15 protein-coding genes are annotated in these 14,521 nt (G+C 64.0%); 5 read left to right on the forward strand and 10 right to left on the reverse strand.

The genetic code is table 11. The features are described 5' to 3' along the window. Nucleotides 1–19: 19 nt before the first annotated feature. Complete coding sequence (locus NKI66_RS23810) at nucleotides 20–652, forward strand: pyridoxamine 5'-phosphate oxidase family protein (protein WP_352612748.1); 633 nt, start codon at nucleotides 20–22, stop codon at nucleotides 650–652. On the opposite strand, the gene NKI66_RS23815 is transcribed toward NKI66_RS23810, so the two are convergent. The 3 genes from NKI66_RS23815 to ftsE all read right to left on the reverse strand — a co-directional run bounded on the left by NKI66_RS23815 (nucleotide 653) and on the right by ftsE (nucleotide 3,159). Continuing rightward, nucleotides 653–1,378 (reverse strand): YdcF family protein, encoded by a 726-nt coding sequence (locus NKI66_RS23815; protein ID WP_128304658.1) that lies wholly within the window; start codon nucleotides 1,376–1,378, stop codon nucleotides 653–655. Nucleotides 1,379–1,511: 133 nt separating this feature from the next. Further along, a complete protein-coding gene (locus tag NKI66_RS23820; RefSeq protein WP_352441733.1) occupies nucleotides 1,512–2,507 on the reverse strand; it encodes a cell division protein FtsX in 996 nt (331 codons plus the stop codon). Further along, on the reverse strand, nucleotides 2,500–3,159 hold the full coding sequence (ftsE, locus tag NKI66_RS23825; protein ID WP_010911739.1) for a cell division ATP-binding protein FtsE: 660 nt from the start codon (nucleotides 3,157–3,159) through the stop codon (nucleotides 2,500–2,502). Before ftsE ends, NKI66_RS23820 begins: the two co-directional genes overlap by 8 nt. Before the next feature lie 192 nt (nucleotides 3,160–3,351). Here ftsE and NKI66_RS23830 point away from each other — a divergent pair, with 192 nt between their 5' ends. The 3 genes from NKI66_RS23830 (at nucleotide 3,352) to NKI66_RS23840 (ending at nucleotide 5,132) form a co-directional block, all read left to right on the forward strand. Beyond that, complete coding sequence (locus NKI66_RS23830) at nucleotides 3,352–3,996, forward strand: hypothetical protein (protein WP_352723178.1); 645 nt, start codon at nucleotides 3,352–3,354, stop codon at nucleotides 3,994–3,996. 23 nt (nucleotides 3,997–4,019) lie between these two features. Beyond that, nucleotides 4,020–4,562, forward strand: coding sequence for a hypoxanthine phosphoribosyltransferase (gene hpt, locus NKI66_RS23835; RefSeq protein ID WP_023811104.1), 543 nt, complete (start codon nucleotides 4,020–4,022; stop codon nucleotides 4,560–4,562). 198 nt (nucleotides 4,563–4,760) lie between these two features. After that, on the forward strand, nucleotides 4,761–5,132 hold the full coding sequence (locus NKI66_RS23840; RefSeq protein ID WP_023811105.1) for a response regulator: 372 nt from the start codon (nucleotides 4,761–4,763) through the stop codon (nucleotides 5,130–5,132). On the opposite strand, the gene NKI66_RS23845 is transcribed toward NKI66_RS23840, so the two are convergent. Continuing rightward, nucleotides 5,133–6,080, reverse strand: a complete 948-nt coding sequence (locus NKI66_RS23845) for a DMT family transporter (RefSeq protein ID WP_023811106.1) — start codon at nucleotides 6,078–6,080, stop codon at nucleotides 5,133–5,135. Nucleotides 6,081–6,301: 221 nt separating this feature from the next. On the opposite strand from NKI66_RS23845, the gene NKI66_RS23850 reads away from it, so the two are divergent. After that, the gene (locus tag NKI66_RS23850; RefSeq protein WP_127269182.1) at nucleotides 6,302–7,183 is read left to right on the forward strand and encodes a LysR family transcriptional regulator; all 882 of its coding nucleotides are present in this window, start codon (nucleotides 6,302–6,304) and stop codon (nucleotides 7,181–7,183) included. Here the strand turns inward: NKI66_RS23850 and NKI66_RS23855 are convergent. The 6 genes from NKI66_RS23855 to argH form a co-directional block, all read right to left on the reverse strand. Then, nucleotides 7,162–7,533 carry a glyoxalase superfamily protein gene (locus NKI66_RS23855; protein ID WP_352753203.1) on the reverse strand — a complete coding sequence of 124 codons (372 nt, stop codon included), beginning with the start codon at nucleotides 7,531–7,533 and terminating at the stop codon, nucleotides 7,162–7,164. The genes NKI66_RS23850 and NKI66_RS23855 overlap by 22 nt on opposite strands. Before the next feature lie 112 nt (nucleotides 7,534–7,645). Beyond that, entirely contained in the window at nucleotides 7,646–10,234 is a 2,589-nt protein-coding gene (locus tag NKI66_RS23860) for a TIGR02302 family protein (RefSeq protein ID WP_352753205.1), read from the reverse strand. A gap of 235 nt (nucleotides 10,235–10,469) precedes the next feature. Further along, on the reverse strand, nucleotides 10,470–11,411 hold the full coding sequence (locus NKI66_RS23865; RefSeq protein ID WP_128304651.1) for a threonine/serine dehydratase: 942 nt from the start codon (nucleotides 11,409–11,411) through the stop codon (nucleotides 10,470–10,472). Nucleotides 11,412–11,450: 39 nt separating this feature from the next. Further along, nucleotides 11,451–12,719 (reverse strand): diaminopimelate decarboxylase, encoded by a 1,269-nt coding sequence (gene lysA, locus NKI66_RS23870; RefSeq protein ID WP_128304650.1) that lies wholly within the window; start codon nucleotides 12,717–12,719, stop codon nucleotides 11,451–11,453. A gap of 64 nt (nucleotides 12,720–12,783) precedes the next feature. After that, entirely contained in the window at nucleotides 12,784–12,990 is a 207-nt protein-coding gene (gene lptM / locus NKI66_RS23875) for an LPS translocon maturation chaperone LptM (protein ID WP_023811112.1), read from the reverse strand. Between the two features lie 118 nt (nucleotides 12,991–13,108). Further along, a complete protein-coding gene (argH, locus tag NKI66_RS23880) occupies nucleotides 13,109–14,509 on the reverse strand; it encodes an argininosuccinate lyase (protein WP_128304649.1) in 1,401 nt (466 codons plus the stop codon). Nucleotides 14,510–14,521: the final 12 nt, after the last annotated feature.

Raw genomic sequence — 14,521 nt, forward strand, 5'->3', positions numbered from 1 at the left:
CAATTCCAGGAGGCTTTCGATGAACGCGCATGCTTTCACCAGCGACGTCGCCTTCACGCCGACCGTCAAGGCGATCCAGGCACGCAAGGGCTCGCGTCAGTCCTATGCCCGCGTCGAGGAGCGTGGCGGCTGGCAAGCTGTCATCACCCCTGACCTTGCCGCCTTCATCGAGATGCAGACCAGCGTTTTCCTGTCGACGGCCAATGGCGATGGCCAGCCCTACATCCAGCATCGCGGCGGACCCGCCGGCTTCCTCAAGGTGCTGGATGAACACACGATCGGCTTCGCGGATTTTGCCGGCAACCGGCAGTTCATCACGCAGGGCAATCTGGCCGACAATCCAAGGGCGTTCCTGTTCCTGATCGACTATATGCACCGCCAGCGCATCAAGATCTGGGGCACGGCGCGGGTCGTCGAGAGTGACGCCGAGTTGATGGCGAAACTGATGCCGCAAGACTACAAGGCGCGCCCCGAGCAGGTCATCCTGTTCACGGTCTCGGCCTGGGATGCCAATTGCCCGCAGCATATCCCGCAACGGTTCGAGGCGGCCGACGTGGCGGCGGCACTCGAAGAGCGGGACAAGCGTATCGAACGCCTTGAGCAGGAGATCGCACGGCTCAGGGGAAATTCGGGCGCGGCCGCAGGGGAATAATCAGCCGCCGGCCGCGGTTTCGGCCAGTGCGATGCCGTTAGGCGTCGGCTTGACCGGCACGATGCCGCGCGCCAGCGCCAGCAGATATTTGTTGTATTCGGTGAACAGCACGCGCAATGCCCGCGGCTTGGTCAGCCAGCCGCCATTGTCGAGGTTAGAATTGACCACCGGATAGGGCTCGAGCTTGGCGCCATGCAGCAGCCTGCCCATTTCCAGCAGGCTGCGGGGCATGTGATAATTGTTGGTGACGAGGATCACCGTGCCATAGGCGTGGCTCTCGACCCATTTGGCGCTTTCCTCCGCATTGCCGATCGTATCGAGCGCGGCGCGGTCGATGTCGACGCAACAGGAAAACAGCTTCTTGTCGCCGCCGGTCGCTGCCTGCAGCTGGCGACGGCTGGCCGAAGGGTGCACGCCGCTGATCAGCAGCCGTTCGCCCTTGCCGGACGCCAGCAGATCCATCGCCGCATCGAGGCGGGACTGGCCGCCGGTCAAGACAATGATCGCGTCCGCCCTGGCCGGATTGGCGGGCGTCGTCAGATGGCTTACCTTGTTGGCGAACCAGCCGAAACCGCCGGCAAACAACGTAGCGAGGATGAGCAGAGACAGAGCCGAGAGGCGCAACGCGGCTCTTAGACGGCTCACAGCGCGGCGGTCATGCGAACGGGCAACCACCACTGGCATCTGCCCAGCCGTACCGGTCGAATCCCGCGCGTCCATCGCCATATGGTTAATCCTGAAATGCGGCTTTGGGTAGGTAAAAGACGCACTTTGCGTTACGTGAATTCTCCATCCGTGATCACCCTGTTTTATCCATGGCGTTGTCCCAAAACCGGTTCCCACTTTTGGGCGACATGAATTAGCCTGCATCCGGTTGGCGGACATCGATGTCGCTGAGATAGGCAACCACGGTGGCGTGGGACGTGGCAGCCGTCAGTCCGCCGATCACCAGCACCATCAACACGACACCGAGATAGCCTGCCGAACCGATGGCGAAATTGCCGAACAGGGCGGTCGCCTGGTCGGCCTGCGGCGTCGCCATATTGCGCGACGACCACCAGGAAAAGACGATGAACACGAGCACTGCGGCGGCACCGCCAGCCGCTGCTCCCTTCATGCCGGTGACCAGGAAATGCCGGCGGAATTCGCGCGCGATGAAGCGTGCCTCGGCGCCGACGAAATGCAGCACCTCGATGATGTGACCGTTGCCGGCCATGGCGCCGCGCGTCGCGAACACCACGGTCAGCACGGTCGCCGACAGCATCAGCGCCAGCACGGCAATGCCGATGGTCACCGTCGTGCGGGCCATCGCCACCAGCCGGTCAACCCAGGTGCGGTGATCGTCTAGCGATGCGCTCGGCAGTTTCGGCGTGATCGCGGCGCGCATGGCGGCGAAATCGGGCGGGCTGTTCTCGTCGATGGTGACGATGATCAGTCGCGGCACCGGCAATTCGTCGATGTTGAGGCCCGAGCCCAGCCAGGGCTCCAGGAGCCTCGCGGTCGCCTCGCGGTCGATGATCCGGGTCCCCTTCACGCCGGGAAATTCGCCGGCGATCTGCGAGGCCTGGGTCAGGGCCGCCTCCATGTCGAGGCCGTCGACCGGCTTGATCTGGATCGTTGCCTCGCGTGAAATCTGGTTCTCCCAGACGGACGCCGTGTCGCGCACCAGCGTCACCGCGCCGAAAGTCAGGCAGGACAGGAAGGTCATGATGGCGATAACCAGTACCAGTGCCCGGCCGGCGATGTTCTGCGCCGGCACGATCGGCGCCATCCTGCGCTGGGCGCGGGGCTTTGCCTCGGTCGCCTCGGCGTCCTGCTCCCGTTCCACAAAATGTTCGGCGGACAGTTCAGTCATAGATGTCCAGCCTTCCGCCGGCCAGGATCATGCGGCGCGCGTCGACCTGTTCCATCAGGCCAAGGTCGTGGGTGGCGATCACCACCGCGGTGCCGAGGCGGTTGAGCTCGATAAACAGCCGCAGCAGCCGTCGCGCCAGAGGCGGATCGACATTGCCGGTCGGTTCGTCGGCGAGCAGGATTTCCGGCTGCTCGATCAGCGCCCGCGCGATCGCGGCGCGCTGCTTCTCGCCGCCGGACAGAACCGGCGGCAGCACATGCATGCGCTCGCCCAGCCCGACCCACTTCAACAGCTCGGTGACATCGGTGCGGTAGCTCGCCTCCTCGCGCCCGCGCACGCGCAGCGGCAGCGCGACGTTCTCGTAAGTGGTCATGTGGTCGAGCAGGCGAAAATCCTGGAACACCACGCCGATCCGGCGTCTGAGATGCGGCAGCTCGGTGCGCGAGATACGCGAGCGATCCTTGCCGAAGATGGTGATCAGCCCGCGCGTCGGCTTCAGCGACATGAACAGCAAGCGCAGCAAGGTCGTCTTGCCGGCGCCCGAAGGCCCGCTGAGGAACTGGAAGGAGCGCTCCGGGATGTGCAGGGAGATGTCGCGGAGGATTTCCGGACCCATGCCATAGCGGAGGCCGACATTTTCGAAACGAATCAATTTCGACGACCTGAATTTCGGCACGGCGGCGAGCCGGCCTGTTCTGGGTAAAGACCATCGGCCGGCATGGTTAACCGGCGGTTAATTTCTGGGCTCTTTCGGCTCGTCACGAGGGCTCCGGTGGGGAAGCGTTAACCATTTGTGTTTACGCAAAAGAAACGAAAAGCGAACACGTGCTGCAATGCTGGGGCCATGATGGCTGACGATCGAACCGCGCGCCCGGTTTCCGGCGAAATCATGACCGATTCGGCGGCAATTGCCGCAGCGGACAGGTTCATGCGTGGTTCGGCCGGCGACATCGTCGATGCCCACTACGTGGTGATGCCGCGCCTTGCGCCTGCGGTGGAAAGCGTTTCGCCGCTGCCGCGCGCGATCGTCACGCCGCCCATCGAAGGCATGGACATGCTGCGCAAGCCCGAAGCCTCACCGGAGCGGCTACCGGCCTCGCGCGGCGGGCCGATCTTCTGGGTCGCTGGTATCGGCGCTGCCTTGGCCGCGTTCTGGGTCTCCGGTGGGCACGCGCTGGTGCGCCAGGCGCCGTTCCTGTCCAGCGCGCAGGCGTCGGCGCTCAGCATTTCGGGCGTCACGTCACGCGTCGACGCTACCGGGCCGAACGCCGCACTGTTCGTCGATGGCGAGGCCGTCAATGATGGTGCGAAACCGACGCAGCTGCCGCTGCTTGAAATCCGGGTGACCGGCAATGACGGGCAGACCACCCGCTATACGTTGGGGACATCCGGCCGTTCGCTGGCGTCGGGCGAAAGATTCGGCTTTGCCAGCAGGCTCGACGTGCCTAGAAACGGTGTGAAGACCGTGTCGGTCACTTTCGCCGAATAGGCGATCACCGGGGAAGACCATCAATGCCCATCGTACGCGGCAAGGACATCGAGGTTCTGTTTTCGGCATCGGCGATCGCGCGGCGCAATCTCGAGCTCGCCAAGGAGATTGCCGGACACGATTATCACGATCTGCTGGTGATCTCGGTGCTGAAGGGCTCGTTCATCTTCGCCGCGGATCTCATCCGGGCCATGCACGATGTCGGCCTGTCGCCGGAGGTCGAATTCATCTTCATCTCCAGCTACGGCGCCGGCACCAGCAGCGGCGAGGTGAGGGTGCTGCGCGACATCGACAATGAGGTCGCCGGCCGCGACGTGCTGCTGATCGACGACATTCTCGAATCGGGGAAGACGCTGAGCTTTACCCGCGAGCTGATGTTGTCGCGGGGCGCCAAGAGCTGTTCGATCGCCGTGCTGCTCGACAAGCGCATGCGCCGCCAGACCGAGCTCAATGCCGATTATGTCGGCTTCGACTGCCCCGACTATTTCGTCGTCGGCTACGGCATGGATGTCGCCCATGCTTTTCGCGAATTGCCGTTTGTCGGTGTCGTCAAAGGGGATGTCTGAGCGGCATCAAAAAGGTTTGCTGACGCTTAGAGCGGGTCGTCGCTTCACGAAAACGCCGAACCGCTCTAGTTTTTTGTTTTGACGCAATTCCCAAGGGAAAGCGCTTTGCACTTTTCCCGGGAAAACCGTCTCACACTTTTCCTGAATTGCTCTGGGCTTTCAGGAAAAGTCAACTTTTGGCGGCCAAATATGCCGGCCATGGCAAAGCTTCTGATCGTCGAGGACGATGAGTCCGTCCGCACCCTGGCCGCCCGCGCGCTTGAACGCGCCGGGCACACAATCGATATCGCGGCGGACGGCGCGCAGGGGCTTTCGCTGATCCAGGCCGCGCGTGGCGGCTATGATCTCGTCGTCTCCGACATCCGCATGCCGGAGATGGACGGCATCGAGATGGCGATCGCGGCTGCGGCACTGTTTCCGGCGATCAAGATCGTGCTGATGACCGGCTATGCCGACCAGCGCGAGCGCGCCGAGGAATTGAACGGCATCATCCTCGATGTCGTGCAGAAGCCCTTCACGCTGGCCGAAATCCGCTCGCGCGTCGAACGGGCGCTGATCTGCTTCGCCTGATCAGGCTGGATCGGCAGTAGCGAGCACGGGGGCTGCGCTCTTGCGTCGTTCGGTGTTGAGCGCCAACAGGCCGGCGCCGATGATCAAGGCGGCCCCGATGACGGTCGTCGACCGCGGTACTTCGGCGAAGAACAGGAAACCCCACAGCGGCGACCACAGGATGCCGGTGTATTCGAAGGTGGCAACGCGGTTGGCCTGCGCCATCCGGTAGGCCTGCGACAGCAGGATCATGCCGGCGGAGGCGACGAAGCCGCAGGCGGCCATCTTGAGAAAATCCGGCAGCGTCGGCCAAAGCCATGGCCTTACCAGGAATTCCAGGCTCGGGTGGACGGCGTGGGTGATGCCGGCTAGATGAAACGCCCCGGCAACCACGGCGGCGCCGACCAGATAGGCGCCGTTCTGATAGAAGGCCATGACGGTGGACGATTCAGTATCGCCGATCTTGCGGGCCATCAGCTGCGAAAAACCATAGAGCGCCGCCGAGCCCAGCGACAGCAGCGCTGCCCAGTCGAACAGTCCTGCGCCGGGACGCAGCATCACGAGGACGCCGAACAAGCCGATCAGCACGGTTGCCAGTGTCTGCCAGGAGACGCGCTCGCCAAGATACGGCCCGGCCAGCACCATGATGAACAGCGGCGCCATGAAATAAAGCGCCACCGCATCGGCAAGCGGCAAGGCAGCGATGGCTAGGTAGTACATCGTATAGGAGGTGAACTGAATGAAGGCGCGCACCGTCAGCATGCCGAATCGCTTCGACAGGATCGCCCGCAAGCCGACATCGGCATGGACCAGAACGATCAGGATCGGCAGGGCGACGATCGAGCGGATCGCCATCACCTCGGTCACTGGATAGCCGCTCGACACGGCTTTGACGAGCGGATCCTGCAGCGAAAAGACCAGCACGCCGAGGCACAGGCTCAGGATGCCGCCCACCATCCGATTCTGCATCTGCATCCAGGCTCCTGCGCGTACGATCCGAAGCTGCCGCTTGCGGGTAAAAAGAACCCGCCACCGTTTCGGGCAGCGGGCACGAGTGAGGACTCTTGATTGGTCCGCGGCTGATTTCGCAGCCGCATATCCAATGGGTGAGGCCACTATCGTCCGCCGTTTGACATGTTGCAAACGAATTGGAATGATGCCAGCAATCAAATTCTCTTATGGCGGGTTTCATGCGGCCGACCCTCGACAGCGACCTCCTGCGCACCTTCGTGGCGATTGCCGAGACCGGCAATTTCACCAAGGCGGCGGAGCAGGCCGGCCGCACCCAATCCGCGGTGTCGATGCAGATGAAGAAGCTCGAAGAGCTGATCGGCGCCAGCCTGTTCGAGCGCGGTTCGCGCGGCGTCGCGTTGACGCGGCGCGGCGGCGAACTCATCGTCAACGCCCGCCGCATTGTCTCGCTGCTCGACGAGACGTCGGCATCGATGGCGGCAGCGCCGCTTGGCGGTCCGGTTCGCATCGGCATTCCGGAGGAATATGGCCACGCCATCCTGTCGCGCGCTCTTGGCGCCTTCTCGAAGCGTCATACGCAGGTCGAAGTCACTGTGCGCTATGCCCATTCCGGGGCACAGATGGCGGCGCTCGCCGCCGGCGAGCTCGATCTGTGCGTGGTGTTCGAATGGCAGGATCCTGCCGGCGGCGAAGTGCTGATGCACGACCCGACCGTGTGGGTGACGTCGACCCTGCATCACATGCATGAGGAACAGCCGGTGCCGATCGCGCTCTACAACCGGGCCGGCTGGTGCAAGGACTTTGCCATCAAATCACTGGAGCAGCGCGATCTTGCCTATCGTGTCGCCTATACCAGCGACACCACCGGCGGCCTCAAGCTCGCCGTCACCTCCGGACTGGCGATCGCGCCGATTTCGCGAAGCAACATTCCGGACGGCTGTCGTGAACTGACCACGGCAGACGGATTCGGCGCCATCGATTCCTCGAACGTGGTGATGCACCGCAACCCGAATGCGTCAGGCGAGGCGATCGACGGCATGCAGGATGCTATCCGCGAAGCCTTCGTCAACAGGCTCAGTCAGCCGGCGGCATCCTCGTAGAAATGCAGCCTGTTGCCGAACGGATCGGCGACCGATATCTCGCGGGTCTTCCAAGGCGTCTCTTCCACGCCTAGCCGGGCGAAGCGGTAGTTTTTGCCGATCAGTTCGCCATGAAGAGCCGTGATGTCCTCGACCTCGATGCGCAGGGCGATGCCGGGTGCACCGTCGCCATGATGTTCGCTGAGATGCAGAACGCAGCCGTCGCGGCCGACCGCCATGTAAAGCGGCGCGTCGTCCGCGAAGCGATGTTCCCACTGCACCTCGAAGCCGAGGAAGCCGACATAGAATTCACGCGCCTTGGCAATGTCGAAGATGCGCAGGATGGGTGTGACGGCGCCAAGTCTGGGCATGGTGGTGCAACCGTGCGAGAGGATTTTTCAGGTGGGACGGACGCGGGCGGCAATCCTATGTTTTTTCGCAATTCCGGACGGAAAACCGCTTCACACTTTTCCTGGAATTGCTCTATTTCAGCTCGAGCAGCCGTTCCAGATAGCTGCGTTCGATATCAGGGCTGAGCGCATTGCCGAGCCGCTTGCGGATCGCTTCCAGTATCTGGCGGGCACGCTGCACGTCGATCTCGTCGGGCACCTTCACCGAATCGCCGAAGTCGGGACCCGTGCTGGCGCGTGGCCGGCCGAGCGGATCACGATCGGCGTTCTGCTGGCGGCCGCCTTCCTCGCCGCCGCCCTGGTCGCCTTGCATGGCCTGCATCTGCTTCATCATGTCCTTGGCGCCCTTGCGCAGCGCTTCCAGCGCCCGGCCCTGATGACCGACGGCCGCATCGCCTTCGCCCTCGCCGAGTGCCTGTTCGGCATTGCCCATGGACTTGCCGGCCTCGCCAAATCCTTCATTGGGCTCCATACCCATGCCTTCGAGGCCCTTCTTCAGCTGCTCGAGGTCGCTTTGCAACTGGCCCTGGCCCTGCTGCAGCTGTTTCAGCGCATCGGCGAATTCCTGGGGCGTCATCGGCTTTTGCCGGGCGAGCGGATCGCGGTCTTCGCCGACGCCGGGTCTGTCCTCATCCTGGCCGCCTTCGCCGAGCTGCTCGTCACGGTTCTGCCCGCGCTGGCGCTCGCCGCGCTGCATCTGATCCATGCGGAAGGTGTCGTTCATCATCTCCTGCTGACGTCGCAGGATCTCGCCCAGCTTGTCCATCTGTTGGCGCATCTCGCTGTCCTGCTGGCCGCCTTGCTGCTGACGGCCGGCTTGCAGATTGTTCATCATGTCCTGCAGTTGCGACAGCAGTTGCTGGGCCTTGTCGCGATCACCGGACTTGGCCAGGTTTTCGATCTGGTCCATCATGCGATCGATGTCGCTCTGGCGCAGTTCCTGGCCGTTCTGCTGCATCTGCGGGGCGTTGGGATTCTGCTTGGCGCGCTCCGCGAATTCCTGCAGGAACTGGTTCATCGCCTCGCGCAGTTCCTTCATCGCCTTTTCGATTTCAGCGTCGCTTGCGCCATTCTTGATGGCGTCCTGCAGCGCCTGTTGCGCCTGACGCAGCCGTTTTTCGGCGGCCGAAAGATTGCCTTCCTCGATGCCGAGCGCGATTTCCCAGAGATAGGAGACTTCGCTGCGCAATTGATCGTCGCTCTCGGCCATCTTCAGCCGGGTGCGGGCGCTCATGATGGCAAGGTAGTGGGACATGTTGTCGAACGTGTCTTCCGGCCGCAGCGTGATGGCGTCCATCAGGTCGAGCACGCGCGGCTTGGCGTTGGCGTCGAGCGCCAGCAGGCGGCGCTGTTCGATCACGGCGCGTGCCAGCGGATTGGCGAAAGGCCGCTCCGGCATCAGCAGCGTCTTGGTTTGGCTCGATGCGGTGTGCCCGCCATCGTCGGTGGCGACCAGCGTCAGCTTGATGCTGCTGCCGGCCCAGACATGCTCGGTCAGGTCCTTGGAGGTCCTGGCGGCGTTCGACTTGCCGCCGCGGCGCGGCAGCGTCAGCGGCATTTCAGGTGCACCGTACAGCGGACGCGCATTCGGCGCCTGCGGATCGGCGAGCGCGAACACCGCCCTGGCGGTGGCGGCGCCATAGTCGTCGTCGATCTGGTAGTTTAGCTCGAAGGCGCCGTTGGCGGCGCGCTTGGGCTCGCCGACGAAGCGGATCTGCGGCGGCTTGTCCGATACGACCGCGAAGGCCCAGCGGCCGAGCTGGTCCTCGCCCGACGTCAGCGTCAGCGTGCCGTCGCCGGTCAGCTTGCTGGTGAACTGGCGCACCTTGGACGGCGGCGCCGGGCTTGCAGCCGGCTTGGCGGCGGCCTGCGGCGCAGCGGGGTCGATGACGCGGGCGTTGCCATTCTTGTCGGCATAGCCGAGCGTTTCCTCACCCGAGCCGCCCGTCACGCGCAGCGAAACGTCACTGCCTTCGGGAACCGTAAAGGTCGGGATCGCCTGGTTTGCATCGGCGGTCAGGAAGATCGGCGGCTTGCCGGTATAGGCCGGTGGCGTCACCCATGCATCGATGCGCGGAGGCACGATATCGCGCGTCCCATGGGCATTGAAGCCGTCGCTGATCCTGCCGCCCGTCGGTCCGAAGGAGAAGGCGAAGGCGGTAACGAGCAAAAGGGCCGCCACCGCGCGCAGCCCCCAGGGGTCGCGCTCCGGCACGCGCGTGCGCGGCAGGTCGGCGCCAAGGTTGTCGAGCTTTCCGGCCATGCGCTTCTGGTGTTCACGCCACAACGCCTGCGAGAAGCTGCTTTCCCTGCCGCTGGGCCGGTCGGTCTGCACCAGCACCGGGCTGTGCAACAATTGATTGGCGGCCTCGATGCGGCGGTCGATTTCGCCGGCGCCCGGCAGGCGGAAGAAGCGCAGCGGATAGAGCGCGGCCAGTGCCGCTATGGCAAAAGCAGCGACGAGGCCGATGCGCGCCATATCCGGCAGCCGGGAGAACAGCCCGAGCCAGGAGATGCTGAGGAACAGGCTGGCGACGATGACGAGCGGAAGCAGCAACGGCCAGCCGCGCTCGACCATCATCGAGACCCGCGTCGCCAGCCGGCTCACGGCCAGCCGCCCGGCGAGGCCGCGATTGCTGCTGAAGGTGGGTCGTTGCGTCATCGGCCCTTCCTTGAGCCTATCCCGGAAACCGGGATGCGGCCCTATCCCTATGAGCATGATCTGTTCCGAAAGGGATTTCACTTTTCGGGATCATGCTGTGGAGCGGGCAGGATAGCCCGACGCCTCACGACTCAAAGAATACCAGCAAACACGGCAAAGGCGAGGCAGTTCGGAAAAACGTGAAGTGGCCGTTATCGTTCCATCCTGCATACCCTTCAGAAGTTGGTGGGCCCCTTTAGAAGGTAGCGGGGTCTGCATTCGCCCCGCAGACCAGTACGGCGACCCGTTCGCCCGCCGCCGGCGCATAGCGGCCGGACAGGACCGCGGCAAAGGCGGCCGCACCTCCCGGCTCGGAGATGATGCGAGCCCGGTTCCACAGCGCCTTCTGCGCGGCGATGATGTCGTCGTCACTGACCAGGATCGAGCGTTCGACAAAGGCCTCGGCGATCGGGAACATCATTTCGCCGACGCGCTTTGGCGCCAGCGAATCGGCGGCGATGCCCTCGGCCGGTGCGTCGACGGGGTGTCCGGCCTCGAAGGCGCGATGCAGCGTCGGCGCTCCTTCCGGCTCGACGGCGATGATGCGGATGCGGCCGGCAAACCAGGCAGCGATGCCGCCGATCAGGCCGCCGCCGCCGACAGCGACCAGCAGCGTGTCGATCTTAGGCAAATCGCTCTCGATTTCGAGCCCGAGCGTGCCTTGGCCGACGAGCGTTTCCTCCTGGTTGAAGGCATGAATCTGCAAGGCGCCGGTTTTCTCGGCGAAACGTTCGCTGGCCGCCAACGCCTCGGCATAGCGGGCGCCGCCGACGATCAGCTCGGCGCCGTAGCTGCGGATCCGTTCCAGCTTGGCCGCCGGGCTCACCTCGGGAACGAAGATGGTCGCCTTATGGCCCAGCCGCATGGCGGCATAGGCGACGGCCGCGCCATGGTTGCCGCCCGATGCCGCGACGACACCGGCGTCGGGAACCGGCCGCTCCAGGAGATTGGTGAAAGCGCCGCGCGCCTTGAACGAGCCGGAATGCTGCAGGCATTCGAGCTTCAGGTCGACGGCCAGCGGCGGCCGGTCGAAGTCGGCCATGTCGACGCGCAGCACTGGCGTGAGCCTGATATAGGGGCGGATGCGCGGTTCCATTGCGGCAATGCGCTCGCGTGTGACGGTGATGCCGTTCGTCATGATTGCTCCCTGTGACGGGTAGGTGTGTTTCCGGCGCTTCTATGCAAGCCAGTCGGGCATGGAATCCAGCCCGATCAGGTCGTCATAGGTCAGGCGTGGGCGCACGACGTGGAACCGGTCGCCGTCGACCAGCACTTCCGGAACCAGCAGACGCGTGTTGTAGGTGCCGGCCTGTACCGCGCCATAGGCGCCGGCGGTGGAGACGGCAATCAGGTCGCCGGCCTTCAGCCTGGGCAGATCGCGGTCCAGGCCGATATAGTCGCCGGTCTCGCAGACCGGGCCGACCACGTCGACCATCATGCGCGGCGTGTCGGCCGGCGGCTGCACGACCGGACGGATGTCGTGGAAGGCGTCGTAGAGCGTCGGCCGGATGAGATCGTTCATTGCGGCGTCGACGACGAGGAAGTTCTTGGCGTCGCCTTCCTTCACGAAGATCACTTCCGAGACGAGGATGCCGGCATTGCCTGATATCAGCCGGCCAGGCTCGAACATCACCTTTAGCCCGAGCTTGGTGACATGCTTCCTGACGATCTGGGCATAGGCGTCGGGCAGCGGCGGCGGGTTGTTGTCGATGCGGTAGGGAATGCCGAGCCCGCCGCCGACATCGATATGCTCGATGGCATGGCCGTCCGCCCGTAGCGCGCCGACGAGATCGACAAGCAGGGCGAAGGCATCGTCGAAGGGCTGCAGCTCGGTGATCTGGCTGCCGATATGGGTATCGATGCCGGTGATCCTGATGCCGGGAAGCTTTGCCGCGCGGGCATAAACCTGCCGCGCCCGCTGCCACGGGATGCCGAACTTGTTCTCGGCCTTGCCGGTGGAGATCTTCTTGTGGGTCTTGGCGTCGACGTCGGGATTGATGCGCAGCGAGATCGGCGCCACCTTGCCAAGGGCAGTGGCCCGCGCCGACAACAGCTCGAGTTCAGGCTCGGACTCGACGTTGAAGCAAAGGATGCCGGCGGCAAGGGCAAAGTCCATTTCGCGCGCGGTCTTGCCGACGCCCGAAAACAGGATCTTGCCGGCCGGAATGCCGGCGGCCAGCGCCCGGCGCAATTCACCTTCCGAAACCACGTCGGCGCCGGCGCCGAGCTTGGCCAGCGTCCGCAGGACGGCCTGGTTGGAATTGGCCTTCATGGCGTAGCAGACCAGCGCGTCGAGCCCGGCAAAGGACTGGGCAAACACCCGGTAGTGCCTGGTCAGGGTGGCCGTCGAATAGCAGTAGAATGGCGTGCCGATCTGTGCGGCGATATCTGGTATCGCCACGTCCTCCGCATGGAGCACGCCGTCGCGGTAGTCGAAATGGTTCACGAGAGTGGTTCCGGAAAGTTGGGGCTCGATGAGATCGGGTTGGAAGGCCCCGCTCTCGTCGGCTCTAGATCAGCGGGTCGAGGATGAATTTCTTGTCCTTGACCGGTTTTTCCGGCTCCGGCGGCACGGGCTGGTGGGCCTTCGAGGCATCCTTGCGCGCCTGCACGGCCGCCTCATAGGGCGTGTCGAGAGCGCCCCTCCTGCCGCAGGCCGAAACGGCCGCGATCGCAACCAGCAGCGTCAGCGTCACCAAAATCCTGCTTCCGGTCATCGATCCATCCGTCCGAAACGTTTGTCAGCCGCCGCTTTTAGCCGAGTTCTCGGCGCATTGCACCCCGAGATATTGCTCGTCGAAATATCCGGGATATTACTGCTCGCAATATCCGGCATTACGCCTTCGCCAGCCGCTTTTTCCAGGCGCGGATCTGCTTCCTCACTTCCGACGGCGCGGTGCCGCCGAAACTGATGCGGCTCTTGACCGAGTTCTGCACCGCCAGCACCGAAAATATGTCGGCCGTGATGCCGGAATTGATCGACTGCAAATCCTCCAGTGAAAGCCTCTCCAGCCCCACCTTCTTGTCTTCGGCCAGCGCCACCGCCCGGCCGGTGACATGATGCGCTTCGCGGAACGGCAGGCCGAGCGTGCGCACCAGCCAGTCGGCAAGGTCGGTTGCTGTCGCGTGGCCGGAGCCGGCGGCCTTCTTCATCGCGGCAGCGTTGACCGTCATGTCCGAGACCATGCCGGTCATCGCCGCCAGCATCAGGTCGAGCGTCTCGGCGGCGTCGAACACCGATTCCTTGTCTTCCTGCATATCCTTGCCATAGGTCAAAGGCATGCCCTTCATCACCGTTAGCAGGCCGACCAGATGACCGGTGACGCGGCCGGTCTTGCCGCGCACCAGTTCGGCGGCATCGGGGTTCTTCTTCTGCGGCATGATCGAGGAGCCGGTGGAAAACGAGTCCGACAGCCTGACGAAGCCGAACTGCGGCGTCGACCAGATGATGATCTCTTCGGCCAGCCGTGACAGATGCGTGGCGCAGATCGCGGCAAGAGCGAGGAACTCAAGCGCGAAATCGCGATCCGAGACGCTGTCGAGCGAATTGCGCATCGGCTCCCGGAAGCCGAGCGCCTTGGCGGTCCGGTGACGGTCGATCGGGAAGCTGGTGCCGGCGAGGGCCGCGGCACCGAGCGGGCTTTCGTCCATCCGCTCGATCGCATCGCGCACACGCGACAGGTCGCGCGAAAACATCTCGACATAGGCCATGCAGTGATGGCCGAAGGTCACCGGTTGTGCCGCCTGCATATGGGTAAAGCCCGGCATCACGGTCGCGGCATGCTCCTCGGCCCGCTCCAGCAGCGCCTCGATCAGCCCTTTCAACGCCTCGGCGACGCGAAAGCACTCATCCTTGACCCACAGCCTCAAATCGACTGCGACTTGATCATTGCGCGAGCGGGCGGTGTGCAGCCGGCCGGCCGCCGGGCCGATCAGATCGGCGAGGCGCGCCTCGATGTTCATGTGGATGTCTTCGAGCCGTGTCGAAAACTCGAAGCTGCCGGCCTCGATCTCTTTCAGGATCGTGTTCAGCCCGTCAGCAATTTTTTCTTGGTCGGCCGCCGAAATAATGCCCGTTTGCGCCAGCATCTCGCTGTGGGCGATCGAGCCTTTGATGTCCTGCGCATAGAGTTTGCGGTCGAAGGAGATAGACGCGTTGATCGCTTCCATGATCGCGGCCGGACCCGAGGCAAAACGTCCGCCCCACATCTGGTTGCTGGTTTTCTTGTCGCTCATGGCTATAACCCG

Source organism: Mesorhizobium sp. M0518 (genome assembly GCF_040321125.1).
Classification (GTDB): Bacteria; Pseudomonadota; Alphaproteobacteria; order Rhizobiales; family Rhizobiaceae; genus Mesorhizobium.